This window comes from Corynebacterium testudinoris, from assembly GCF_001021045.1.
Taxonomy (GTDB): domain Bacteria; phylum Actinomycetota; class Actinomycetes; order Mycobacteriales; family Mycobacteriaceae; genus Corynebacterium; species Corynebacterium testudinoris.
Genome location: NZ_CP011545.1, coordinates 933,208 through 957,227, shown reverse-complemented (window position 1 = coordinate 957,227; position 24,020 = coordinate 933,208). Strand labels below are relative to the sequence as shown.

The 24,020-nt window shown below is 63.9% G+C and carries 21 protein-coding genes; 5 read left to right on the top strand and 16 right to left on the bottom strand.

Features of this window, described 5'->3' with window-relative positions; all coding sequences use genetic code 11:
• Nucleotides 1-34: 34 nt before the first annotated feature.
• From CTEST_RS04705 to CTEST_RS04645, 13 genes are all read right to left on the bottom strand, one after another.
• Nucleotides 35-1,942, bottom strand: a complete 1,908-nt coding sequence (locus tag CTEST_RS04705) for an ABC transporter ATP-binding protein (RefSeq protein ID WP_083985437.1) — start codon at nt 1,940-1,942, stop codon at nt 35-37.
• Nucleotides 1,939-2,979: an ABC transporter permease gene (locus CTEST_RS04700; RefSeq protein ID WP_047252762.1), complete on the bottom strand. Its 1,041-nt coding sequence runs from the start codon at nt 2,977-2,979 to the stop codon at nt 1,939-1,941. The genes CTEST_RS04705 and CTEST_RS04700 overlap by 4 nt, the downstream gene beginning before the upstream one ends.
• A gap of 2 nt (nt 2,980-2,981) precedes the next feature.
• Nucleotides 2,982-3,968 carry an ABC transporter permease gene (locus tag CTEST_RS04695; protein WP_047254224.1) on the bottom strand — a complete coding sequence of 329 codons (987 nt, stop codon included), beginning with the start codon at nt 3,966-3,968 and terminating at the stop codon, nt 2,982-2,984.
• Nucleotides 3,969-4,289: 321 nt separating this feature from the next.
• Nucleotides 4,290-5,996, bottom strand: a complete 1,707-nt coding sequence (locus tag CTEST_RS04690; protein ID WP_047252761.1) for an ABC transporter ATP-binding protein — start codon at nt 5,994-5,996, stop codon at nt 4,290-4,292.
• The gene (locus CTEST_RS04685; protein ID WP_376701781.1) at nt 5,993-6,922 is read right to left on the bottom strand and encodes an ABC transporter permease; all 930 of its coding nucleotides are present in this window, start codon (nt 6,920-6,922) and stop codon (nt 5,993-5,995) included. The genes CTEST_RS04690 and CTEST_RS04685 overlap by 4 nt, the downstream gene beginning before the upstream one ends.
• 70 nt (nt 6,923-6,992) lie before the next feature.
• The gene (locus CTEST_RS04680; RefSeq protein WP_047252759.1) at nt 6,993-7,919 is read right to left on the bottom strand and encodes an ABC transporter permease; all 927 of its coding nucleotides are present in this window, start codon (nt 7,917-7,919) and stop codon (nt 6,993-6,995) included.
• Between the two features lie 137 nt (nt 7,920-8,056).
• Nucleotides 8,057-9,655 (bottom strand): peptide ABC transporter substrate-binding protein, encoded by a 1,599-nt coding sequence (locus CTEST_RS04675; protein ID WP_047254223.1) that lies wholly within the window; start codon nt 9,653-9,655, stop codon nt 8,057-8,059.
• A gap of 178 nt (nt 9,656-9,833) precedes the next feature.
• Complete coding sequence (locus tag CTEST_RS04670) at nt 9,834-10,319, bottom strand: nucleoside/nucleotide kinase family protein (RefSeq protein ID WP_047252758.1); 486 nt, start codon at nt 10,317-10,319, stop codon at nt 9,834-9,836.
• Nucleotides 10,319-11,083 (bottom strand): energy-coupling factor transporter transmembrane component T family protein, encoded by a 765-nt coding sequence (locus CTEST_RS04665; protein WP_047252757.1) that lies wholly within the window; start codon nt 11,081-11,083, stop codon nt 10,319-10,321. Before CTEST_RS04665 ends, CTEST_RS04670 begins: the two co-directional genes overlap by 1 nt.
• A complete protein-coding gene (locus CTEST_RS04660) occupies nt 11,080-12,420 on the bottom strand; it encodes an ABC transporter ATP-binding protein (RefSeq protein ID WP_047252756.1) in 1,341 nt (446 codons plus the stop codon). Before CTEST_RS04660 ends, CTEST_RS04665 begins: the two co-directional genes overlap by 4 nt.
• Nucleotides 12,420-13,010, bottom strand: coding sequence for an ECF transporter S component (locus tag CTEST_RS04655; RefSeq protein WP_047252755.1), 591 nt, complete (start codon nt 13,008-13,010; stop codon nt 12,420-12,422). Before CTEST_RS04655 ends, CTEST_RS04660 begins: the two co-directional genes overlap by 1 nt.
• A gap of 148 nt (nt 13,011-13,158) precedes the next feature.
• Nucleotides 13,159-13,494, bottom strand: a complete 336-nt coding sequence (locus tag CTEST_RS04650; RefSeq protein ID WP_047252754.1) for a DUF2218 domain-containing protein — start codon at nt 13,492-13,494, stop codon at nt 13,159-13,161.
• A gap of 9 nt (nt 13,495-13,503) precedes the next feature.
• Nucleotides 13,504-14,385, bottom strand: a complete 882-nt coding sequence (locus tag CTEST_RS04645) for a 2-dehydropantoate 2-reductase (protein ID WP_047252753.1) — start codon at nt 14,383-14,385, stop codon at nt 13,504-13,506.
• Nucleotides 14,386-14,438: 53 nt separating this feature from the next.
• Here CTEST_RS04645 and CTEST_RS04640 point away from each other — a divergent pair, with 53 nt between their 5' ends.
• Both CTEST_RS04640 and CTEST_RS04635 read left to right on the top strand, forming a co-directional pair.
• On the top strand, nt 14,439-15,386 hold the full coding sequence (locus CTEST_RS04640) for a DUF808 domain-containing protein (protein ID WP_047252752.1): 948 nt from the start codon (nt 14,439-14,441) through the stop codon (nt 15,384-15,386).
• A 1-nt stretch (nt 15,387) separates the two neighbouring features.
• The gene (locus CTEST_RS04635; protein WP_047252751.1) at nt 15,388-16,545 is read left to right on the top strand and encodes a chloride channel protein; all 1,158 of its coding nucleotides are present in this window, start codon (nt 15,388-15,390) and stop codon (nt 16,543-16,545) included.
• Nucleotides 16,546-17,083: 538 nt separating this feature from the next.
• Here CTEST_RS04635 and zupT read toward each other — a convergent pair.
• Entirely contained in the window at nt 17,084-17,890 is an 807-nt protein-coding gene (gene zupT / locus CTEST_RS04630; RefSeq protein WP_047252750.1) for a zinc transporter ZupT, read from the bottom strand.
• Between the two features lie 6 nt (nt 17,891-17,896).
• Nucleotides 17,897-18,019 carry a hypothetical protein gene (locus tag CTEST_RS13910; RefSeq protein WP_260452575.1) on the bottom strand — a complete coding sequence of 41 codons (123 nt, stop codon included), beginning with the start codon at nt 18,017-18,019 and terminating at the stop codon, nt 17,897-17,899.
• Nucleotides 18,020-18,059: 40 nt separating this feature from the next.
• Between CTEST_RS13910 and CTEST_RS04625 the strand changes: the two genes are divergently transcribed.
• Genes CTEST_RS04625 through CTEST_RS13040 form a run of 3 tightly spaced genes read left to right on the top strand, consistent with a single transcriptional unit; the run spans nt 18,060 to nt 22,235 of the window.
• Entirely contained in the window at nt 18,060-19,118 is a 1,059-nt protein-coding gene (locus CTEST_RS04625) for a lipoate--protein ligase family protein (protein ID WP_047252749.1), read from the top strand.
• The gene (locus tag CTEST_RS04620; RefSeq protein ID WP_047252748.1) at nt 19,108-21,432 is read left to right on the top strand and encodes an ATP-binding cassette domain-containing protein; all 2,325 of its coding nucleotides are present in this window, start codon (nt 19,108-19,110) and stop codon (nt 21,430-21,432) included. The genes CTEST_RS04625 and CTEST_RS04620 overlap by 11 nt, the downstream gene beginning before the upstream one ends.
• 23 nt (nt 21,433-21,455) lie before the next feature.
• Nucleotides 21,456-22,235 carry a hypothetical protein gene (locus CTEST_RS13040; RefSeq protein WP_052844301.1) on the top strand — a complete coding sequence of 260 codons (780 nt, stop codon included), beginning with the start codon at nt 21,456-21,458 and terminating at the stop codon, nt 22,233-22,235.
• On the opposite strand, the gene selB is transcribed toward CTEST_RS13040, so the two are convergent.
• A complete protein-coding gene (selB, locus tag CTEST_RS04610; protein WP_047252747.1) occupies nt 22,232-24,019 on the bottom strand; it encodes a selenocysteine-specific translation elongation factor in 1,788 nt (595 codons plus the stop codon). The genes CTEST_RS13040 and selB overlap by 4 nt on opposite strands.
• Nucleotide 24,020: the final 1 nt, after the last annotated feature.

Here is a 24,020-nt window from a genome sequence, read left to right as displayed (position 1 = left end):
TTTCACTTCCTTTCAATATATGGGTTGTAAGGGTTTACTCGGGTCGTGCTTCGGAGCCGAGACCTGGGTGGTCCCTGGTTCGCGTGGCCACGGGATCCGGGATGGGAATCGCCGACAGCAGTTTTTGGGTGTACTCGTGCTGGGGGTTGTCAAAAATGGTGTCCACCGGTCCCTCCTCGACAAATTCACCCTTGTACATGACGGCGACCCGATCCGAGAGGTGTCGGACCACCGAAAGATCGTGGGCAACGAAGAGGTACGACAGACCCAGCTTGCGCTTGAGGTCTTCCAGCAGGTTGATCACGCCAGCCTGGATGGACACGTCCAGCGCCGACACCGGTTCGTCGAGCGCGATAACCGACGGCCGCGTGGCCAGCGCCCGTGCCAACCCGATGCGTTGGCGTTGGCCACCGGAAAACTGCCCCGGGAACCGGTCAATCTGGCTGGCATCGAGTCCGACCAAGCGCATGAGCTCCGCCACGCGGGCTTTGCTGTCACCCTCGAACCCGAGGGACGACAAGGGCTCCTCCAAGATCTCCCGAATGGTCATGCGGGGATTGAGCGAACTCATGGGATCTTGGAACACCATCTGGATGTCTCGACGGGCTGATCTTCGCTGCCCGCGAGAGAACTCCGCCGTGTCCTTGCCATTGAGGACAATGGAGGTGCCCTTGTCGGGTTCCAAGCCCATGACTTCCAGGAGGGCGGTGGTCTTGCCCGAGCCGGACTCGCCGACGATGGCCAAGCACTCCCCCTCCCGGAGGTCAAAGCTGACGTTTTTCACCGCGTGAACGGTGCCCACTCGCCGCTTAATCACCGCTCCCTTAATCAGTGGGAAATCCTTGGTCAGATTGTCCACCTGAAGGGTGATCTTGCGTTGCTCCCGTGGGACGTCTCCCAGTACATCCTCCGAGAGAACCGGCACGGGGTACAGGGACTCACCGTTTAGTTGACTGTCGTGGATCTCCGGGGAGCGCAGGCACGCCGTGAAGTGCTCGGGATCGTCCTCGACCGGGAGCAACGGCGGCTCGGCGGTGAGGCAGGCGTCGATAGCAATCGGGCAGCGAGGGGCAAACTGGCAACGATCCTGGATGTTCACCAAGATCGGGGGCGAACCCTCGATCGGGGTGAGCGGATCCGTCGATCGCTGGTCGACTCGCGGCGTGGAGCCCAACAAACCGATGGTGTACGGCATCTTCGGCTGAGCGAAGGTGGAAAACACATCAGCCTTCTCGATGGGTCGGCCCGCGTACATCACCATGACATCATCGGCAGTCTCGGCGACTACTCCCATGTCGTGGGTAATGAGGATCATCGCCGCGCCCGTCTCCCGCTGCGCCAGCTTGAGCAGGTCAAGGATCTGGGCCTGGATGGTGACGTCCAAGGCGGTGGTGGGCTCGTCGGCGATGAGCAGGCGCGGGTTGTTGGCAATCGCGATGGCGATGACCACGCGCTGGCGCATACCGCCGGAGAACTCATGGGGGAAGTTCTTGACCCGCTTCTGCGGCTCGGGGATGCCGACCAGGTCCAGCAGCTCCACGGCCCGCTTCGTCGCCTGCGACTTGGAGATCCGATTGTGGGCCTGCAACGCCTCGACGATCTGATCACCGATGGAAAACACCGGGGTAAGGGCCGACAACGGATCCTGGAAGATCATGCCAATGCCGGAACCGCGGATCTTTGACATCTGGGAGTCAGACAGGCCGAGGAGTTCGCGGTCGTCGAAAAGAATGGACCCAGTGACATTCGCATATTGCGGGAGCAGGCCCATGATGGCCAGGGAGGTGACGGACTTTCCGGAACCGGACTCACCGACGATGCCGAGGGTGCGGCCCTCGTGGAGATCGAAGTCCACACCTCGGACGGCGGAAACCTTGCCGGCTTCCGAGGGAAAGGTGACTCGCAGATCACGCACGGACAGGATGGGAGTGCCCACACTCATGCCTTTCCTCCAGACTTAGAATTCGGGTCGAGCGCGTCACGCAGGCCATCGGCGATAAACGCCATCGACACCGTGAGCAACGTCAAGGTCGCCGCCGGGAAGTAGAACTGCCACGGTGCGGACTGCAGCGCGCCGGAACCCACCGACAACAACGTTCCCAGGGACACATCGGGCAGCTTGACGCCCAGACCCAGGAAGGACAGGCCGGTCTCCGCCATGACGGTGGAAACGATGGACAGCATGAATTGAATGATGAGCAGCGAGCCAATGTTAGGGATGATGTGGCGCACCACCGTGCGGGGCCGGCTGACCCCCATGAAGCGGGCCGCACGCACGTAATCGTTCTCCCGCACGCTCAATGCCAATGACCAGATCACACGAGCCGGATACATCCACCCAAACAAGATGAACACCACGACGAGGATCTTCCAATCCCCCGCCGAGTCCGCTACCAGCAACGCGATGAGCAGGAAGGTCGGGATGGCCAGCAGGAAGTGGATGACGGCCAGGACAGCCTTTTCCATGAAGCCGCCATACAGCGCGGCGCCGGCACCAATGACTGCCGAGAGCACCAGCGTGGCCAAGGACACCAACACCGCGATGGTGAGCGAGCGCCCCAGACCGTGGACCGTCTGAGCAAAAAGGTCATTGCCACCATCGGTGGTGCCAAACCAGTGCTCGGAGGACGGCGGGGTGGACAGGTTCATGAAATCCGGCTCGTCATAGGACCACTGAGACAGGTACCCGCCGAAGATGGAGGCCAGCACGAGGCCCACGAAAATGATGAGGCCCACGACCGCCAGCTTGTTGCGGAAGAAGCGCCGGACGTACAGGCGTAGCTTGTTGGTGCCCACCGCCCGCTCTGGTGATGTTTCCACCGCCAGGAGGGTTTCGGGGTCGTGGCCGCCCGTAGCTTGGGAACCAAACCCGGACGCCGGAGTGAGGTCCGCGACGGGGGACGCCGGGCGCACTCCCAAATTCTCTCGCGCGGTATCCATCGAGAGATCGTGACGGTGCTTGTTGTTGTCCTTACTCATGTTCAGCTCACCCTCACTCGGGGATCCAGGGCGACCACCACGAGGTCAGCCAAAATTGCGGACACGGCGACCATGAGGGCGCCGAAGGCCGCCACGGCGACGACACCGTTGACATCGTTTTTAGTAATCGTTTCGATGAAGTACTGGCCCATGCCGTTCCAAGCGAAGATCCGCTCGGTCATGACGGCACCGGTGAAAATGCCGGGGACCGAGAACGCCACGGACGTGGCCACGGGAATGATCGACGTCCGCAACGCATGCTTGCGGATCGCCTTCTGCCTCGTCAGCCCCTTCGCGCGGGCCGTTCTCACATAATCGGCCGACAGGTTGTCCAACAACAGGGTGCGCTGCATCAAGTGATAGCTGGCATAAGAAATGATGAGCAGCGAAATGGTGGGCAGAGCTAGGTGCTGGAAGGTATTAATCAGCCAGGGGAAGAAACCTTCATCCCGTGACGACGACGGAGCGCCAGTGACGTAGAAGACGCGCGTCCCGGTCCACTCGTTGATCTTGAGGGCCAAGGCGACCACCAAGAGCGATGCCACGACCACGTGCGTGTTCATCGTGACAATGGAAACGCCCTGCCACAACCGGTCTGAGGCTTTGTACTGGCGGGAGGCGGTGTACACGCCGAGCCCCACGCCGATGACGACCGCCAGCAGCGTTGCCATGAGCAGCAGCTGGGCAGACACCCAAATGCGATAGGAGATCTGGGCATTGACCGGATCACCCAGCGGGGATGTCCCCCAATTCCAGTGGAAGAGAATCCCACTCAACCAGGTCCACCACCGCTCTAGGAGCGGCGTCTCGGGGTTGAGATTCAAGGGAGTGAGGATTCTGTCAATCTGATCAGAAGACAGCGGCGGCCGACGACCCGCGTAATTGGACCGAGGGTCGAGGAAGGTGGCTGCCAGAAGATAAGCGACGTTGGTAGCGAGGAAAATGACGATCAACCACGTCAGGGTCTTCCTTAGAAGATATTTCAGCATCGGCATCAAACCCCAGCTTTGTCGGGATACGAATAAACAGACCACCATGGATAATGTGTCTTAGGTTACAAACCTACTCATTATGAGACCGATTCGCTGGAAAATCGCTAAAAATAAGGCCCAACCACCCCCAGGCTCAGGTTTCTTGGCCTTTTTATCAAGGCCTACATCAGCGGATACCTAATCTAGCGGCGCAAATGCCGAAACTAACGCACAGCTATCACGTGCATAAAAAGCCACCCCACCTCCGGGCACATCCTGCTTCGACATGCAGGCGGATCCCGGAGATGGGGTGGGTGTCAGATCGACCGTGCTGCGTGATTACTCCTCAGCGAGGCCGAGGTTGGCTCCGGTACCCAGCTCAATGTTGAGACCAGGGACGGAATTAATAAGGTCCTTCGTGTAGTCCTCGCGCGGATTGGCAAAGACTTCATCAGCAGTGCCCTGCTCGACGATCGCACCTTGCTTCATCACCACAACATCATCAGCAGTCTGGCGGACCACTGCGAGGTCGTGGGTAATAAAGAGGTAGGACAGGTGCAATTCCGACTGCAGGTTGCCCAGCAGCTGGATGATCTGGTTCTGCACCAACACGTCAAGCGCGGAGACGGCCTCGTCGAGGACGAGCACATCCGGGGACAGCGCGAGGGCACGCGCGATGGCGATGCGCTGGCGCTGGCCGCCGGAAAGCTCATTCGGGAACCGACGCATCGTCGACCGCGGCATCGCCACCATATCCAATAGCTCTGCGACGCGGGCCTCACGTTCCTTGCGGTTGCCCACCTTGTGCAAGGCCAAAGGCTCCTCGATGCACTTGTAAATCGAGAACATCGGGTCCAGGGAACCGTAAGGGTTCTGGAACACCACCTGCATCTTGCGGCGCATGTCGAACAACTCGCGGTTGTTCAGGGTCGTCAGATCGGTGCCCTGGTAGTACACCTTGCCCTCGGTCGGATCGAGGAGATTGAGCACCATGTTGGCCACCGTGGACTTGCCGGAACCGGACTCGCCCACGAGAGCCAGGGTGGTTCCTTTGCGCAGAGTGAAGCTGACGTTGTCCACGGCACGGAGGGTCTTCTTCGCTCCGCGGGAGCCGCGGACATCGAATTCCTTGGTGAGGTTTTCTACGCGGATGACTGCTTCCTCGGACTCCCCTTCACCACCGGTAGCCATGAGCTCATTAGATTCCACGCCGGCCGCCAAGGCGGACTGGATACGGGAGGACGCGAGCGAGGGCGCGGCCTTGACCAACCGCTGGGTGTAGGGGTGTTGCGGATCGCGCAGGATCTGCAGGGAAGGACCCGATTCGACGATTCGGCCGCGGTGCATCACCACGAGGTGCTCGGCGCGCTCGGCGGCCAGACCCAGGTCGTGGGTAATGAACAGCACGGCGGCACCAAGATCGCGGGTCAGCCCAGCCAGGTGATCGAGGATGCGCTTTTGCACCGTCACGTCGAGAGCCGAGGTCGGCTCGTCGGCGATGAGGAGCGAGGGGCGCGCCGCGAGACCCATGGCGATGAGCGCGCGCTGGCGCATACCACCGGAGAACTCGTGGGGGTACTGCTTGGCGCGGCGCTCGGCATCGGGAAGACCAGCCTCCCCGAGCAGCTCGGCCACCCGGGCATTGACCTCGGAGTTCTTCACCACGTCGTTGGCCTTGAGGGACTCACCGATCTGAGTGCCAATGCGCCACACGGGGTTGAGGTTGGACATCGGGTCCTGGGGAACCAGGCCGATTTCCGAGCCGCGGAGCTGCTGCATCTCCTTTTCGGAGAGTTTGGTGATGTCTTGGCCCTTGAACAGGATCTCGCCACCGGTTACCTGGCCGGTGCCCGGGAGAAGGCCCAGGATGGACATCGCCGCGGTGGACTTGCCGGAGCCGGACTCGCCGACGATGGCGACGGACTGTCCCGGGTAAATGGTGAGGTTGATGCCGCGGACGGCTTCCACCACACCGGTGGAGGACTTGAAGGCGATCTTGACGTCCTTCATCTCCAGCAGCGGAGTCTGATTCGTATTAGTGGTCATCGCTTCCTCGCCTTCGGGTCAAGCGCGTCGCGGACGACGTCGCCCATCATGATGAAGCTAAGCACCGTCAGTGCCAGCGCCATAGCCGGGTAGAACAGCACCATTGGCTGGGTACGCAAACTGGCCTGGGCGGCGGAAATATCGCCACCCCAGCTGACGATGCTGGGCGGAAGTCCGATGCCAAGGAACGACAAGGTCGCCTCGGCGACGATGAAGGTACCCAGGGCCACCGTGGCGTAGACGATGATCGGGGCGGCGGCGTTGGGCAAGATGTGGCTGGTGAGGATCTTCCACCGGGACGCACCGACGGCACGCGCCGCGGTGACATACTCCTCGTTCTTCACGCTCAACACCGCGCCACGAGTAATACGCGCAATGTTGGTCCAGCCGAAGAGTCCGAGGACTAAGACCACGGTGATGATGGTGCGGTAGTCCTTGAACACCTGCATGACCACGATGGCGGCCAGCACCAGCGGGACAGCGAAGAAGACGTCCGTCACGCGCGAGAGGATCGAGTCCAGGATGCCACCGAAGTAGCCCGCCAGGGAACCAATGAGCGTGCCAATGAGCACGACGAGCGCGGTGGTGAGGATGCCCACCGTCACCGAGGCGCGGGCGCCGTAGATGGTGCGGGCAAAAATGTCACAGCCCTGGCGGTCAAAGCCGAAGGGATGTCCGGCACGTGGTTGGTCAAGCGAGTTGGCCAGAATACACATGCGCGGGTCAGTAGAGGTAAATAGCTGCGGGAACAGTGCCATGAGCACGGCGATGAGGATGAGGGCGGATGACACCCAAAACAGCGGTCGGACGCGCAGGTTGCGCCACGCCTGGCGCCATTGCGATACCGGGGCGGACTCATCGGACACGGCGTCGACGGCACCCAGGCCGGTCTCATCCGTCTCGGCGATGAAGTGGTCCTGGCCCATGCGGGGGCGCAGGGTGTTGCCCGCCAGGATGTCATCTTCGCCGGCCGGGTTGGATACGTTGCGGTTGATGTCAGGCATATCGAATCCTCGGGTCGAGAACGGCGTAGATCAGGTCAACGATGAGGTTGGCGATGATGTACACGATGACAAGCACGGTAGTAAATGACACGACCGTGGTGGGCTCACCCTTAATGATGGCCTGGTAGATCGTGCCGCCGACACCGTTAATGGCGAAGATACCTTCGGTGACGATGGCGCCGCCCATGAGGGCACCAAGGTCAGCACCGAGGAAGGTGGCCACGGGAATGAGCGAGTTACGCAGCACGTGGCGGCTCATGACCTTGCCGTTAGACAGGCCCTTGGCCCGGGCGGTGCGGACGTAGTCAGCGCGCAAGTTCTCGGACACCGACTGGCGGGTCAGCCGCAGCACGTAGGCGAATGATACAGCACCGAGCACGAGGGCTGGCATGAGCAACGACGTAAACGATTCTCTTGAACCCACGGTCACGGGGAGTATTCCCCACTTCACGCCGACGACGAACTGCAACACAAAGCCGATGACGAAGGAAGGAACAGCGATGACGATGAGCGACATGACCAACACGGTGGAGTCGAAGATGCCGCCGCGGCGGACACCGGCGATAACGCCGAAGATGATGCCGAAGACTGCTTCGAAGACGATGGCCATCGCTGCCAATTTGATGGTGACAGGGAAGGCGTTCGCCATGACGCTAGACACTGGCTGTCCGGAGAAGGTGGTTCCGAAGTCCAGGGTGAATATGCCCTTGATGTAGAGCAGGTACTGGATGATGAAGGGTTTATCCAGGTTGTACTCCGCCTCGATGCGGGCGCGAGCCGCCTCGGTCAATCCGCGGTCGCCGCCGAGGGCTTCAACCGGGTCGCCGGGCATGAGGAAGACGAGTGCGTAGATGAGTAGCGTGGCTCCGAAGAACACGGGGATCATCTGGAGCAGTCGTCGCCCGATGTAGCGCAACATAACTATTCCTTAACTAGACCTGGTGTGTGCTGCATTGATGCAACGGCCGAACCCCGCGTGAGTCGAGCTTTCACGCGGGGTAAGGACCAGTACTGCAGCGTTCACAGATCAGATTGTTCCGACAGTGATTTCGCGAACTACTTCTTGGTGATGTTGTAGTACACCGGGACCGACTTCCAGGAGAAGACGACGTTGTCGACGTTCTGGCTGGAGCCACCGGTCACGTTGGAGTACCACAGCGGGATCACGGGCAGGTCCTGGAACAGGATCTCCTGCGCCTCGTTGTACACCGTGGCCGCTGCCTCCGGGGAGTCAGAGCCTGCAGCCTCGGCGAGCTTGGCGTCGAAGGCCGGGTTGGAGTAGTCACCATCGTTGGAGCCGGCACCGGTGCCGTACAGCGGGCCGAGGAAGTTACCCAGGGACGGGTAGTCGGCCTGCCAGCCGGTACGGAAGGCACCCTGGATGGTGCGGCTGGTCACGTCATCGCGCAGGGACTTGAAGTCCGGGTACGGGTTGCCGATGGCCTCGATGCCGAGGGTGTTGCGGATGGAGTTGACCGTGGCGTCGACCCAGGCCTGGTGGCCGCCGTCCGCGTTGTAGGAGAGGGTGAACTCGCCGGTGAAGGGGGCGATGGCGTCAGCCTGTGCCCACAGATCCTTGGCCTTCTCCGGGTCGTAGTCCAGGACATCGTTGCCCGGGATGTCGCCGTTGTAGTTCGGCAGAACCGGGGAGGTGAAGTCAGAGGCCGGGGTGCGGGTGCCCTGGAAGATGGTCGCGGTGATCTCTTCGCGGTTGATGGCGTGGGAGATGGCTTCGCGGCGCAGCTTGCCCTCGTCACCGCTCCAGTGCTCGAGGCGCTCCGGGATGGTGAAGGACTGGAAGACAGCGGACGGCTGGTTCACGGCACGGTCACCGAGCTCGGACTCGAAGGTGGAGAAAGCGGTGTCCGGAACGGCGTCCAGCACGTCGAGGTTTCCGGCGAGGAGGTCGTTGTAGGCGGCGTCCTGCTGGGCGTAGAAGTCGAACTTGATGCCGTCGTTCTGCGGCTTGCGCTCCCCGGTGTAGTTCTCGTTGGGGACGAGGGTGGCGTCCTGGTTGTGGTTCCAGGTTGCCAGCTTGTACGGGCCGTTGCCGTTCGGGTTCTCACCGAAGGCAGCCTCGTCTTCGCGGGCCTCGTCGGGCAGCGGGTAGAAGGCGGAGTAGCCCAGGCGCTGCGGGAAGTCGGCCTCGGGCTGGTTGAGCTCGATGGTGAAGGTCTTGTCGTCGATGACCTTCAGACCCTCCATGGACTGAGCGCCTTCGGCGTAGCCGAGGATCGGCTCGAAGAAGTACTCGGAGAGGTGGGAGTTCGCCACCGCGTAGTTCCAGGAGTCCACGAAGTGGTTGGCGGTGATCTCAGTGCCGTCCGCGAAGGTCCAGCCGTCCTTGAGGGTGACACGGAAGGTCTTGTCGCCCTCGGGCTCGATGGACTCAGCCACCTCGTTGTGGATCTCGCCTTCCGCGTCGTAGTAGACGAGGCCGGAGTAGATGAGGTCAACGATGCGGCCGCCACCGACCTCGTTGGTATTCGAGGGGATGAGCGGATTCTGGGGCTCGGTGCCGTTGGCGACAACGTAGTTGTCACCGCCGGTGGAGCCGGATCCCCCGCCGGAACCGGAATCGCTCGAGCAGGCAACCAAGCCCATGGCCAAGGTGCTGGCCGCCAGAACGCTGAGCGCCTTCTTACTGAGAGTCATACTGTGGACCTCCAGGTAGGTGTGATGATGTCCTCCCAGCATAAACTGTGACCGACCTCATTAAGAATGATACCCACCCAGGAATGTCACTGACTCCCGGCAGCTTTCCCTATGACTGCCATGCGACCAGCACAAATCAGACATCCGATGTTTACCTGCCGGAGAGGTCCGCTTACCCCTATTCACCCCCGCCCATCTCAATTCGGAGATGAACGGGCACGTTTCCGGCTCCGGTAAAGTGTTCGCGCTCCTGCGCGGCCCACATATCCCACCATGGTTCAAAGCTCGGATCGCGATTCAAAGCGCGCCTGCGGCGCAGGGCAGCGGGAGCACAGACTCGCACAGTCAACACGTCGCCGCGCTGCGTCGCCTTGCTTATCGACGCCCGCGTCACCGCACCCACCCCTTCCACGATCATCGAGGCGTGTGGGTCAAGGTCCACCCACCCCGCGGGCCGGTTGTCCACCCAATCCCATCGGCGATAGCCGGGGCGGAGAGGATGGAGGACGTCCTCCCCCACCATCGCGGCGCCAGCCGCGAGTCCCGACCACCCGGGATAGAAGCTATCGAGATGGACCACCGGCAGGCCCCAATGACGCCCGAGGGCCTCGGCGTAGGTGGACTTGCCGGACCCCGAGGGACCGTCGATAAGCACTGTCAGCATCAGGCCACGCCCAGGAAGCGGAAGTATCCGGTGACCACCGCAATGCCAATTGCGGCGACGGAGACGAGCAGGCACACCGCCATGACCACCCAATCGCGGGCGTGCAAGCGGGACTCGCGGGCCCATGTGCGACCGTGCTCGGCGACGCGGCCGAACCCACGGGCCTCCATCGCCGTCGCGAGCTTCGAGCCGCGCCGCAAGGACAGGACCAATAGGCCGAAGGCGAGGGTGAGCAGATAGCGAACGCGCCCCTGATCAGCAATGCCGCGGGCCCGGCGCGCCCGGCGCATCGAGGTGAGATCATCGCGAAACAGCGAGGCCAGGCGGGCGGCGGCCACGGCGCCCAGCACGAACCGTTCGGGCAAGCGCAGGACCTGGGCGAGGCCATCACCAAAGTCAGTGGGATCGACGTCAGCCGAGAGCACGATGACCGGCAGGCCGACGGCGAGCACGCGGACGAAGATAGCCGCCGCCAAGGACAGGGAATTATCGGTGACGTGGATGAGGAGGAACTGAACATGAGTCTCCCCTTCCGGCCGCCCGTAAAGGGCCATTGGAATCGCGGCCAGCGGGGCGGCGAGGAAGATCGGCCAACCCCGGCGGATGAGTCGGGCCCAGCTCACCCCACACGCGGGCGCGACAAGGACGGTGAAGGCCAGGGCGACGGCCGCGGACACGATATCCACCGAGAGCAGCAGCGGGGTGGTCAACACCATGAGACCGATGACGCGCGTGACCGGATTGATGCCCTGGAGCACGTTCATCGGATGCGCACCTCGTGATCGCCGAGGGCGTGGAGAAACAGCTCATCGTGGGTGATGGACGCGACCGTCACTCCCTGGTCCGTGAGCTCGCGGACCAGGCCGACGAGCTCGACAAAAGTGGTGGGGTCCTGACCGAAGGTCGGCTCATCGAGAATGAGCAAGCGCGGGGTAGCCACCAGCGCCGTTGCCACGGACAGCCGGCGCTTCTCCCCACCGGAGAGCGTGAAGGGATTGGCCTGCGCCAGGTGGGCCAGCCGCAAGCGCTGCAGGAGATCATCGATGCGGTCCTGCGATCCACCCGACACCGCCATCTCCTCGGCCACCGTCCGCGCGACAAACTGGTGTTCCGGGTCTTGAAAGACATAACCCACCCGCGTGGCCAAGTCCCGCGACGACCACTTGTGCGGCGGGGTATTCAGTCCCTGGCGCAGTGCCTCGGCGTAGCGCAACTCCCCCTTCACCGGGGCGACGAGACCAGCCAGCGTCAACGCCACAGTCGACTTACCGGCCCCATTCGGCCCGGTGATGACGGTGGAGCACCCTTCCGGCAGCTCAAGCGTGCGCGGTGGACCCCAATAGGGCTGAAGATCGCGGGCCTCGACCAGCGCGGCGGTGGAGTCAGGGACCGGCGGGGCGGCCGGAAGCATCGGAAGCGAAGGCAACTCGGAGGAGGTGATCTCGCGCAGGCCCTCCGCATCCAGGTGCACGTAGCGGTCGACCATCGGCGCCCACAGATGCGGCCGATGTTCCACCACGATGAGGCTGGCGCCCGTCTCCGCGACGACTTTTTTCACCGCCGCCACCACTTCCCGCTGACCCTCCGGGTCGAGGTTCGCGGTCGGCTCATCCAGGAGGATCAGCTCGGCCTCCATCGCGATGACCCCGGCCAGCGCGAGGCGCTGCTTCTGCCCGCCGGAAAGATAGCGGGTGGGGTGATCGAGGGGAAAATCCAAACCCACCAGGTCCAGGGCACGACGAACCCGCGGCCAGATCTCTTCCCGGGGAACGCGAAGATTCTCGCACCCGAAGGCGACATCGTCCCCGATGCGCGAAGCGATGACCTGCGAATCCGGGTCTTGCAGCACCATGCCCACCGTGCCATTGATGCTCAGCGAACCCATTGATTCGCCGTCTTCTTCATCGCCGAGGATGCCCGCCAGAGCCGACAAGAGTGTTGACTTCCCGGCCCCAGAATTGCCGGTGAGCAGAATCTTCTCGCCGCATTCAACGCGCAGGCTCACGCCCTGAAGCGCGGGGTCCCGGCGGGAGGCGTGCCGCCAGCCGAGGTCGCGGGCCTCGACAATGGCCGACCCAGTGGCCGGCCCCGTTGCCGGCATCAGACCCGTTTCCGCCCAGCCGCGAAACGGTCAAGCGCGCCCGTCGAGGCAAGAGCCTTGACCAGCCAATGGCCCAAGAAACCGGCGAGGATAGCACCCGAGATGACCACGCAGGTGAGGTAAATCGAGTTGAACGCCAGTGACTTGGCCAGGTTCGCGCTGGTGAACAGCTCCAGGATGAAGGCGCCCACGCCTGCAGCGGCGCCAGCGAGCATAGCGACAGGGAGGGTGAAACGGCGGTAGCGGAATGCGGCGAAAATGAGCTCCGCGCCCAGACCTTGGGCGATGCCAGAGTAAATCGTTTCAATGCCCCATTGATTGCCCAAGAGAGCCGAGACCGTCGCGGCTACCACCTCAACGAACAATGCGGCGCCCGGCTTGCGGATGACCAGGCCACCAATGACGCCGCCGAGCAGCCACACGCCCACGGCGATGCCACCGAAGCCGGGAGTGAGCGCGTCCATGGCGGTGAACCAGGCATAGCCAATGGAGTTCCAGACCCAGAAGATGAGGCCGCAGGCCACACCGAGGACGGAAGCAATGATGATGTCAATGACGCGCCATGATGAGCGCGCGCGTGAAGTACTCACAGTATTTTCTCCCTAGCGCCGGTACTAACCGGATCAGGTTCGACGGTTCGCCTTTGGTAGGCATCTCAGCCCGGATTTTCACCGGGTACCCGTGGTGGTTTTTTTCGTGCGCAGGCAACCTTACCTCGCCTACATGAGGCCGAGCTAGCTACCCACTGGCTACCCAGCGGGAGCCGTCCCCACCGCCGGGATGCTTCCACTGGACAACGAGGTTTTCTTCCCCGCCCAGGTCCACGACCCCGGTGCCAACGATGGCCTCTAGCTGGTCCCGGTGCTCGGGGGAAGATTCGATATGCAGCAGCAAAACGCCGTCGCCGACGATCATGTCGACCTCCCCGACGTTGTCCGAGGCGAAGATGAGGCTGCCTCGTTCGGCCTCGCTGTCCCACTCAGTACGGGCGGAGCTGGCGAAGCGGGCCGTGAGGGCTTTGGCAAGACGTCCCGGCCTGGCACTTCTTATGCGGGCAGTCGCGGAGGCAGTCATAGGCTCACGCTACCCCAGCACCTCCAGCATCAAATCATGGAGCCGGGTGTCCACCCCGTGCAGCTCGCCCATTCGGCAGATAGCGCCGACCTGGGCGTCGAGCTCGTTGGGCCGACCATCGCGCAGGTCACGTTGCATGGAGCTGGTGGCCTCCGCAGGCATCCGGTCGGCGAAGGCGAGGGTGTCCTCGACAGCCGTGGCGGGCATGTCAATGCCGTTGGCCAGCGCTGTTTCATAGGTCTCGCGCATGAGGGCTTCTAGTGATCCGCGGTAGCGGCCGCGCAATTGGGCCATCGGCTGATCGGTCAGGGCACCCAGGGCACCGGTGCTGGTCACGAGCATGGCCTTGAGCCAGACATCGCTGAAGATGTCGTCGATGACGCTTGCCTCCACGCCAGCTTCTCGCAGGGCCGCGGCGAAGGGCTCGCTCCGCTCGTCCGCCGAGCCATCCCACGGGCTAAATGAGTAGGTCATCGGCCCGCCGTGATACTCCACCTGCGCGGGGCCGATGTGGTGGAAGTAGGCGCGGACCACCCCTGGCCAGGTCCGCTCCTTGCCCACGACGTTCGCAACCAACCACGGCACCTCGACGGAGTTTTGCGTCAGCGCCACCGCAGCGCTAGGCGGCAGCCCATCCAATAGGGCGGCCAAGTCGGTCTCGGCGGTGACCTTCACCGCCAATAAAACGACGTCGACGTCCCGGGGCACCTCCGCGAGCGTGCCGTAGGCACGGACGGGGATAGGAGCGGCGTCGTTAAGCACAAGTCCCCGGTCCTGCAGCACCGCCAAGGTTTCGCCCCGGGCGACGAACACGACGTCATGCCCCGCTTCGACGAGGCGGCCGCCGAACCAACCGCCGATGGCTCCTGTTCCTAGGATCGCGATTCTCATGGCACCCCATTGTAGGATTTATTTGTTCTCTTGTATTGACGAAAGGTTCCAACATGGCCGGTGGACTACTAGCTTTGCTTGACGACGTCGCCCTCATCGCCCGCAGCGCCGCCGCCAGCCTCGATGACGTCGCGGCCGCAGCCGGAAAGACGTCCGTCAAGGCCGCCGGCGTGGTCGTCGATGACGCCGCCGTCACCCCCCGCTTCGTTACCGGAGTCACCCCGGCCCGCGAATTGCCCATGATCTGGCGGATCACCAAGGGCTCACTGGTAAACAAGCTCATCATCATCCTCCCCATCGCGCTGCTGCTCAGTTGGATCGCGCCGTGGGCCCTCACCCCCATCCTCATGATCGGCGGCACGTACCTCTGCTTCGAGGGCGCCGAGAAGATCCTCCACATGGTCCTCCCCCACGACTCCCACGAGGACAAAACCCCCGTGCGGGAACAAGTCAACTCCAAGGAGGCCGAGGACAAGCTGGTCAAGGGCGCCATCATGACCGACCTCATCCTCTCCGCGGAGATCATGGTCATCTCCCTCAACGAGGTCGCCGACCAGCCGATGCTCTTCCGCGCCGCCGTCCTCATCGTCGTCGGAATCGGCATCACCGCCCTGGTCTACGGCGCGGTGGCCGTCCTGGTGAAGATGGACGACATCGGTCTGCGGATGGTCGAGCGCGGCAAGGGCGCCGCCTTCGGTCGCGGCCTCGTCGCCGCGATGCCCAAGGTGCTGTCCACGATCGGGTTCATCGGTACCTTCGCCATGCTCTGGGTTGGCGGGCACATCATCGTCGTCGGACTCGAAGAATTCGGCTTCACCTGGCCATATGACTTCATCCACGGCCTGGAGGTCGCGGCCGGCGGCGGGTTCCTCGGCTGGCTCGTCAACACCTTCTTCTCCCTCATCGTCGGCCTCATCTGGGGCCTCATCGTCACTGGCATCGTCATGGGCGTGAAAAAGCTCACCGGCCGCAAAGCCGTCGACTCCGTCCACCACGAGTAGCGTGCGCCTCGCCGTCGCTGTCGTCACAGGTGGCATCGCCGCCGGGATCATCGGCGCGGCAATGACGTGGCTAGTCCACCTCATCCAGTCCTTTCACGGCTGGTGGTGGGCCCTCGCCGGGGGTTTCCTCGCGGGCCTCGGCTGGTGGTGGCTGCGCCGTTCCGGCCCCGTCCGCCACATCGAAGATTCCCTCCACACCGGCTCTCCCCTCCCCCTCGGCCGTTCGCTTATCGACGCCCTCCTTCAAATCCTCGCCGTCGCCTCCGGCCTGTCCCTGGGCAAAGAACAAGCGCCGCGCCAAGGCGCGGCGGCGCTCACGTCCACCATCGCCGGGTGGGTGCGCCTCTCCCCCGAACAGCGTGGAATCGTGGTGGCCGCCTCCGCCGGTGCCGGGCTAGCGGCCGTCTACAACGTTCCCCTGGCGGGCCTGCTCTTCACCCTCGAGATCCTGCCCGTTCGGCGAAGCTGGCGGCTACTCATCATCGCAACCACCACCACTGCCCTCGCCACCATTGTCTCCTGGCTCCTGCTGGGGCGACGACCGATCTACCAATTCCCGAACGTGGACTTCTCCTGGTCCATCGTGGCCTGGGCGCTCCTCGCCATCCCCCTGGCCGCGATTCTAGGTTCCGGCTTCCTCTGGCTGATCGCCCGTGCTCAACGCTTCGCCACCTTCGATCCCCGCTGGCTGCCCCTAACCGTCGCCGCAGCCACCGGCATTGTCATCGGAGTCTCCCACCTCATCCCCGACGTCACCGGCAACGGCGAAGTGATCCTCCAGACCGCCTTCACAGCCGATTCCCCCCTGTGGCTCTTCGCCGCACTTCTTCTGATCAAACCACTGCTCACGGGGCTATCCCTCAGCTCGGGGGCAGTGGGCGGCACCCTCACCCCCGCCATGGCAATCGGTGCGGCCCTGGGTGGATTCGTCGGCGTCGCCTGCGGAATGGACACCCCCTTGGTCGCTGCCTGTGCCTTGGTCGGAGCCGCCGGAGTACTGGCAGTGGTGCAACGCGCACCCTACTTCGCCGCATTCATCGCCTGGGAACTCACCTGGGCGCCCTGGTGGATCTTGCCCCTCCTGGTCGTGGTGGCGTGGGCGGCCCACCGCTTGGCGATGCACTTCCCGCCGTCGCACGCTCCCGCCCACAAAGCGTGAATTCACCACCTAGAAAGGACTCCTTTCGCCGGCGCTGGGGGTGCGGACGAATTGTTGGACCACGGGCGACGTCGTGCGAAGCGCAAGTCGCTCAAGCAAAGCCCCGTTCCACCTCATTCTGGTGGAGCGGGGTTTTTTGCTGCCCTCGAATCTCACAGGGCCGGAACGGGCGGTGTGATCGGTGGGCCTACACAAATTCTCTAGAATGCATCGCGCTGTTTCAAGTTTCCGCAGGTCGCAGAGAATCGAGATACGCATTCTAGAGAATTCATGTACCCCTCACCCTGTCGAAACGAGTCCTCTCAACCAGGGTGACATCACGGGAGGCAGGGGCAGGGGACCTCACGAGCACGCCAAAACCCGCTTTCGCTAACAACTCCGGGCTCAATCCCCCTTCCCAACCTGCCAAGTTGTTAGGAAGTGCGGGTTTCGCCAACTCAGTGAGGGTGACGTATTCGGAGAAAGGATCTGGAACTCGATGTTCAGTCCACAGCCCGGTAGCAGGCCGGAACTGCGGCAGCATTCAACATCTTGTACATCAGGTGAGCATCAACAGCGACAGCGCCATGACCGCCATGCCGAGGATGAGGCCATAGACCGCGGTGTGGTGGCGGCCGGTGGCCTGCGCGGTGGGCAGGAGCTCGTCGAGGCAGATGAAGACCATGACTCCGGCGACTGCGGCGAAGGCGATGCCCAGGGCGACGGGGCCGAGCAGGGGCATGAAGAGGAGGAAGCCGATGAGTGCTCCGGCGGGTTCGGCCAGTCCGGAGAGCAAGGACCAGGTAAAGGCCTTGGCGCGTGAGCCGGTGGCCTCGCGGATGGGGACGGCGACGGCCACGCCCTCGGGAATGTTGTGGATCGCGATTGCTACGGCCACGGCGATGGCTACTTCGGGGTCTTCGAGTCCGGCGATAAAGGTGGCGAAGCCTTCGGGGAAGTTGTGGATGGCGATGGCCACGGCGGTGAAGGCGCCCATTTTCATGAGGCGTCTGCGGCGGGCGTCGAGAACCGGGTCGGCTCCGATGCCGCGTTCGTGGGGGTTGATGGGTTCGGGGACGAGGCGGTCGATGATCGCGATGACGGCGATGCCGAAGAAGAAGGCTCCGACGGCACCCCATTGGCCCCAGCCCTCGCCCCAGGCGTCGGTGAGTTCGGCGAAGCCTTTGGGCAGGATCTCCATGAAGGAGACGTAGAGCATGACGCCGGCGGAGAAGCCGAGGGAACCGGCCATGAATCGGTCGCCGGGGTTTTTGCGGAGCACAGCGATGGCTCCGCCGATGCATGTGGAGAGGCCGGCGAAGACGGTCAGCCCGAGGGCGAAGAGCACCGTGCTCAGGTCATACATGGAGGATTACTTTACCGCGTCGTCGTCGCCGGTTGGCGTGCATCCCTCCGGTCCGCAGACGGGGGCGTCCTCGGCGCCGTTGACCACGATGAGAGTGGAAAAATCGAAGTTGTTTGCATTCGTTTTCATTAGCATTGCACCTTAAACTCTTTGCGTACTCTGTGCAAGTATGACGCAGCATTTTGAGATTAAAGTCCCCGGCGGCAAGCTCGTCGTCGCGGACGTGGATGTAGAAGACAACCGCATTAGCGCCGCAAAGATTTCCGGCGACTTTTTCCTCGAGCCGGACGAGGCGTACGGGGCGATCGCCCCCTCGCTGGTGGGTGCGCACACCAGCGAAACCACCGAGCAGCTGCAGGGGCGGATCGACACCGCCCTGTCCACGTTCGACGACCTTGCCCTGCATGGTTTTGGCACCCACGACGTCGCGGTGGCCGTCAAGCGCGCCATCAGTGGCGGCACGGATTTCACCGATCACACGTGGGAGGTCATCCACCCGGGTCCGCTGCCGACGCCGGTCAATGTGGCGCTCGACGAGGTCTTGCTCAACCAGCTCGCTGAGGGCACGCGGGGCCCGACGCTGCGTTTTTGGGAGTGGGAGGACAAGGCCACGGTGATTGGCTCCTACCAGTCTTATGTCAATGAGGTGGACCCGGAGGGCGTCGAGAAGCATGGCATTACCGTCGTGCGGCGGATCTCTGGGGGCGGCGCCATGTTCATGGAGGGTGGCAACTGCATCACCTATTCGCTGTATGTGCCAGAGTCGATGGTTGCGGGACTGTCCTATGAGTCTTCGTACGAGTACCTGGACCAGTGGGTGCTCGCCGCGCTGAAGAAGCAGGGGGTCAACGCCTGGTATGAGCCGATCAACGACATCACTTCCGATGGCGGCAAGATTGGCGGCGCGGCCCAGAAGCGCCGCAAGGACGTCGTGTTGCATCACGCAACGATGAGCTATGACATTGACGCGGACAAGATGATGGAGGTCTTGCGCATCGGCAAGGTCAAGCTCGCGTCCAAGGGGCTGCGGTCGGCGAAGAAGCGGGTGGATCCGTTGCGGCGGCAGACGGGCTCGCCGCGCGAGGAGATCATTGAGACGATGATCAATGAGTTCATGGCTCGTTACGGGGCGCAGCGCGCGGAGTTGTCACACGCTGACCTGGAAGCGGCGGAGAAGCTCGTGAGCGAGAAGTTCGGTACCGAGGAATGGACTCATCTTGTCCCCTAATGTCATTCGCGTCCTCGGCGCCCACGAAAACAATCTCCGCGGCATCGACGTCGACATTCCGAAGCGCCGGCTCACGGTCTTTACGGGCGTGTCCGGTTCCGGAAAGTCTTCCCTGGTGTTTGGCACCATCGCGGCGGAGTCGCAGCGCCTGATCAACGAGACTTATTCCACGTTTGTCCAGGGTTTCATGCCCACTCTTGCCCGCCCGGATGTCGATCATTTGGAGGGCATTACCACCGCCATCATCGTTGACCAGGAGCCGATGGGCGCGAATTCGAGGTCCACCGTCGGCACCGCTACCGATGCCACGGCGATGTTGCGCATCCTCTTCTCCCGGATTGCCGAGCCGTCGGCGGGCGGCCCCGGCGCGTACTCCTTCAATGTGCCCTCGGTCTCCGCCTCGGGCGCGATCGCGGTGGGCGATGGCAAGAAGGAACGCGTCGACTTCAAGCGCACCGGCGGCCAGTGCCCCACGTGTGAGGGCATGGGTCGAGTCTCCGACATCGACTTAACCCAGCTTATCGACGTCTCCTTGTCCCTCAATGACGGCGCCCTCCTGGTCCCCGGGTACAAGGTCGGTTCCTGGGTGTGGAAGACCTTCGCCGAGTCCGGCCTCTACCCGGCGGACATCCCGATCGCGGAGTTCACCGAGGCGCAGCGCCACGCACTGCTCGACGAGGAATCACAGAAGATCAAGTTCAACGGCTTCAACTACACCTACGAGGGCCTGGTCGTCCGCGTGAAGAAGTCGATCCTGTCTAAAGATCGTGACTCGATGCAGAAGGCCATCGGCGAGTTCGTCGACCGGGCGGTCACCTTCATCGCGTGTCCTGCCTGCGGTGGCACGAGGCTCGCCCAGCACGCCCTGGAATCACGCATCCTGGGCAAGAACATCGCCGAGCTCTGCGCCATGGAAATCCGCGACCTCGCCGAGTGGATGGAGCAGGTGGAAAATCCTTCCGTCGCCCCGCTCATCACCGCCATCCAGGACACCCTGCGCAGCTTCGTCGAGATCGGCCTGGGCTACCTCACCCTCGATCGACCGGCCGGAACCTTATCCGGTGGCGAGGCGCAGCGCACGAAAATGATCCGACACCTCGGTTCGGCGCTGACGGACATCACCTATGTCTTTGATGAGCCCACGGCGGGCCTGCACCCCCACGACATCGAGCGGATGAACAAGCTCCTGCTCGAGCTGCGGGACAAGGGCAATACCGTGCTCGTCGTCGAGCACAAGCCGGAGACCATTGCTATTGCCGATCACGTCATCGATCTCGGTCCCGGCGCGGGTTCCGCCGGTGGCCTCCTCCAATACCAGGGTCCGCTGGAGGGACTGCGGGAGGCGGGCACGATCACCGGCCAGCACCTCGACGATCGGGCGCAGCTCAAAGACACCGTGCGGGCGGGCAGCGGCGCGATCGAGATCCGTGGAGCGTCGCGCAATAACCTTCGCGACGTCGATGTCGATATCCCGCTCGGAGTGCTCACTGCCATCACGGGCGTCGCGGGGTCCGGCAAGTCGTCCCTGGTGGGGTCGCTACCCGCGCGAGAAGACATGGTCATCGTCGACCAGTCCCCCATCCGCGGATCCCGCCGCTCCAATCCGGCCACGTACACGGGGGCGCTGGAGCCCATCCGCAAGGCCTTCGCCAAAGCCCACGGGGTCAAGCCCGCGTTGTTCTCCCCCAACTCCGAGGGTGCCTGCCCGAACTGCAAGGGCGCCGGAGTGGTCTACGTCGACCTCGGCATCATGTCCGGGGTGGACCTGCCCTGCGAGGTGTGCGAGGGACGGCGTTTCGATGACGCCGTGCTGCACTATCTCTTCGGCGGCAAGAACATCGCCGAGGTCCTGCAGATGCCCGCCGCCGAGGCCGCGGCCTTCTTCGCCTCCACCGACGCCAAAGTTCCGGCGGCTGCCAAGATCTGTGCCCGCCTCGTCGACGTCGGATTGGGGTACCTCACTCTGGGCCAGCCCCTGACCACGCTGTCCGGCGGTGAGCGCCAACGCCTCAAGCTGGCCAGCCACCTGGGCGAGAAGGCCAATGTGTTCATCCTTGATGAACCGACGACGGGCCTGCACCTCGCGGACGTCGATACGCTATTGGCATTGCTTGACCGCATGGTCGAGGCGGGCAAGACCGTCGTGTGCATCGAACACCACCTGGCCGTGGTGGCGCACGCCGACCACGTCATCGACGTCGGGCCCGGCGCGGGTTCCGATGGCGGCACGATCGCCTTCGCCGGTACCCCGGCCGAGATGGTCGCCGACGCCGCGACGCTGACGGGGCGCTACCTCAAGGAGTACGTGGGCTAGGGCGGATTTACTAGGCTGAATACATGGTTGTCCCCAGCTATCCCCTCGCGCTGCCTCCGACGGGCACGCCGCCGCGTTCACTGACCGTGGACCGCGTCAACCAGGCGATTCTCTTCTCCCAGCTGCGTTCGGCAGAGCTCATTGGGCCACTGGGGGCTCCGATTGACGTCACCTTGGTTCCCAATTTGGGGGACGGGGGGTGGCGGATTCGGTGGGAGTTCGGCATCATCGGCTCCCTGTCGGCGCAGGTCCGCGCGGACTACCCGGAGATCGAGCGCGTCGTGGATGCGGGTCTCATGCCGCTCACGCGCGCGCGGGTGAGCATTGACCGGGCGGCGGGTCGCCTCGCCGTGGCGGTGGAACTGCCCGAGCCCGGCACGGCGGTCCCCCTCAACAACCTTCCCCCCGGCGCCGTCCTCGTCCCCCAGGGCGAGCTCCATCCGCTGCCCGCGGACCTGCCCGATGGTCACTACCTTGGGGTGGTGGTGTCCGATGAAGCATTGCTTATCGACGACCGCGTCATCCCCACCCCGGACGCCCCCTGGCGGGTGCGTGCCTACGGGCACGAGGAGCCCGTCGGCGTCCGGGTGTTCTCCCACCACGGTTATTCGGTGGTGGATGCGGGCCCCGGCCGACCCTTGACGCTTCCCCCCTTGCCGGTGGTGGAGGTCGAGCCGGAGCAGGTGGAGGTCCTGGCCCCTGGGGTCTGGGCGATCACGATGGACGGCGATGAGCTCGCCGAGCCGGTGCCCGCTGGCCCACGAACCGTGATGTTTCGGGCCATCAATGTCGAGGAGCTCTAGCGGATCCGCCGGTGGCCCCCGTCCAAACGCACTGTCACACCGGTGCGGTCGAGGTATTCCAGCAGGGGGATGGCGACTCGGCGCGTCGTGGCCAGTGCACGGCGCGCCTGCGAGGTGCTAAACGGTTGTTCCAGCTCGCTGAGCAGCTCTGTCGCCCGGGCAGGCGCGGTGGGCAGGAGAATGATCCCCTCACCCAGACGCAGGATCCTCCCGGCCCGCTCCGCTGCGGCCAGCTCTTTGCTTCCCAAGCTCAGGGCACGAAGCTCGTCGGCGTCGGGGGCGTGGAAAGGGTCCCGCCGCAACGTGGTCTCCAGCTGGACAAGCGGTTGCTCCGCCACCCCCAGGTCTGGCGCGGCACCTGGTTTCTTAATCACTCCCTCGGACTGTTCCAGCTTGGCGGACGCCACGACGAGCCCCAGGAGCGAATCATCCGGGAGGTCGAGAATGCCCAGTGCCGCCCCGCGGGTCAGCCCCGCCGAGAGGGGATGGTCGTCAGAGTGCTTCTGGACGGCCCGGATGAGCTCATCGCGCCAGGCGCCCAAGTGGCGGACGTGAATCCACCAATCGCGCAGAGCAATGGCTCCCTGCGGGGGCTTGTCCCCCACCGTCAGGCCCATCTGCGCGAGCTCCGATCGGCGGATCGCCCCGCGGCGGGCAATCTCGGCGAGGGCGTCTCCCCGCTCGTCCGTGGAGCTAAGAGCACGGGCGCGGCGACGCCCGTCACCCCGACGCTCTAAGGTCGGCGGGTCCACGTCGAGGACCTGCCCACCTGCGAATACCGCTCGGTCCCCGGGGCGACGCAGGACGAGGCGATCGCCGATGATGAGCGGCAGCCTACGTTGCAGGACCAGGCGGGCATGGGCGGCGTCGAAGGGCCTGAGCGTGGCAGTCACCGCCGCCGTACCGATGTGGACAACTACCTCCGACGGGGCCTCGGCGAAGGTGTGGCCCGAAGCCCGGCGAATGTCCACCGTGTCCACGATCGGCCACGCGCCCGAGGTAAGTAGGACATCGCCGCGGTGGATGTCCTCGCTTGACTCACCGCGCAGGTTAACGGCGATGCGGTTGACCGGCCCGACCTCTGCGAGGGACTGGTTGCGGCTGTGCAATCCACGGATGGCGACCTCGCGGGTGCCCGCCGCGCTGTGTAAGGCGAGCTTGTCGCCCTCCGCCACCGTCCCCCCGGCAAGCGTGCCGGTGACGACCGTGCCCGTGCCTTTGAGGCTAAAAGCGCGATCAATCCACATCCGCACCCGCGCCGTCGGATCCGGAGTGGGCGCGGCGTCAAGGACCTGAGCGAGGGTGGCGCGGAGGGTGTCCAGGCCCTCGCCGGTGCGGGCAGAGACGGTGACCACGGGGGCGTCGGCAAGCAAAGTATCGGCGAATTCGTGCCTTACCTGGGCTACTACCTGCGCGCGGCGGGCCTCGTCCGCCCGATCCGCGCGGGTGAGCGCGATGACGCCGTGGCGGATGCCAAGCGCGCGGACCGCATCGCGATGGTCCGTCGACTGGGCCTGCCAGCCCTCGTCGGCAGCGACGACGAAGCACACCACCGGGGTAGGGCCCAGGCCCGCGAGCATGTTGCCGAGGTAGCGCTCGTGGCCGGGGACATCGACGAACGCGACGTCCGTGCCCTCAGCGAGGTGAGTCCACACGAAGCCCAAGTCGATGGTGAGGCCGCGGCGCTTTTCTTCCTCCCACCGGTCCGGCTCCATGCCGGTGAGGGCTTTGACCAGGGTGGACTTGCCGTGATCGACGTGACCAGCGGTGGCGACAACAAACACC

Excerpts from the sequence above, each read along its gene's own strand:
- CTEST_RS13910 (WP_260452575.1), bottom strand. The coding sequence starts at position 18,019 with ATGAAAACGAATGCAAACAACTTCGATTTTTCCACTCTCATCGTGGTC.
- CTEST_RS04700 (WP_047252762.1), bottom strand. The coding sequence starts at position 2,979 with ATGAGTAAGGACAACAACAAGCACCGTCACGATCTCTCGATGGATACC.
- CTEST_RS04690 (WP_047252761.1), bottom strand. The coding sequence starts at position 5,996 with ATGACCACTAATACGAATCAGACTCCGCTGCTGGAGATGAAGGACGTC.
- CTEST_RS04675 (WP_047254223.1), bottom strand. The coding sequence starts at position 9,655 with ATGACTCTCAGTAAGAAGGCGCTCAGCGTTCTGGCGGCCAGCACCTTG.
- CTEST_RS04665 (WP_047252757.1), bottom strand. The coding sequence starts at position 11,083 with ATGAACGTGCTCCAGGGCATCAATCCGGTCACGCGCGTCATCGGTCTC.
- CTEST_RS04625 (WP_047252749.1), top strand. The coding sequence starts at position 18,060 with ATGACGCAGCATTTTGAGATTAAAGTCCCCGGCGGCAAGCTCGTCGTC.
- CTEST_RS04660 (WP_047252756.1), bottom strand. The coding sequence starts at position 12,420 with ATGCCGGCAACGGGGCCGGCCACTGGGTCGGCCATTGTCGAGGCCCGC.
- zupT (WP_047252750.1), bottom strand. The coding sequence starts at position 17,890 with ATGTATGACCTGAGCACGGTGCTCTTCGCCCTCGGGCTGACCGTCTTC.
- CTEST_RS04645 (WP_047252753.1), bottom strand. The coding sequence starts at position 14,385 with ATGAGAATCGCGATCCTAGGAACAGGAGCCATCGGCGGTTGGTTCGGC.
- CTEST_RS04705 (WP_083985437.1), bottom strand. The coding sequence starts at position 1,942 with ATGAGTGTGGGCACTCCCATCCTGTCCGTGCGTGATCTGCGAGTCACC.
- CTEST_RS04670 (WP_047252758.1), bottom strand. The coding sequence starts at position 10,319 with ATGCTGACAGTGCTTATCGACGGTCCCTCGGGGTCCGGCAAGTCCACC.
- CTEST_RS04640 (WP_047252752.1), top strand. The coding sequence starts at position 14,439 with ATGGCCGGTGGACTACTAGCTTTGCTTGACGACGTCGCCCTCATCGCC.
- CTEST_RS13040 (WP_052844301.1), top strand. The coding sequence starts at position 21,456 with ATGGTTGTCCCCAGCTATCCCCTCGCGCTGCCTCCGACGGGCACGCCG.
- CTEST_RS04685 (WP_376701781.1), bottom strand. The coding sequence starts at position 6,922 with ATGGGCCAGGACCACTTCATCGCCGAGACGGATGAGACCGGCCTGGGT.
- CTEST_RS04650 (WP_047252754.1), bottom strand. The coding sequence starts at position 13,494 with ATGACTGCCTCCGCGACTGCCCGCATAAGAAGTGCCAGGCCGGGACGT.
- CTEST_RS04695 (WP_047254224.1), bottom strand. The coding sequence starts at position 3,968 with ATGCTGAAATATCTTCTAAGGAAGACCCTGACGTGGTTGATCGTCATT.
- CTEST_RS04680 (WP_047252759.1), bottom strand. The coding sequence starts at position 7,919 with ATGTTGCGCTACATCGGGCGACGACTGCTCCAGATGATCCCCGTGTTC.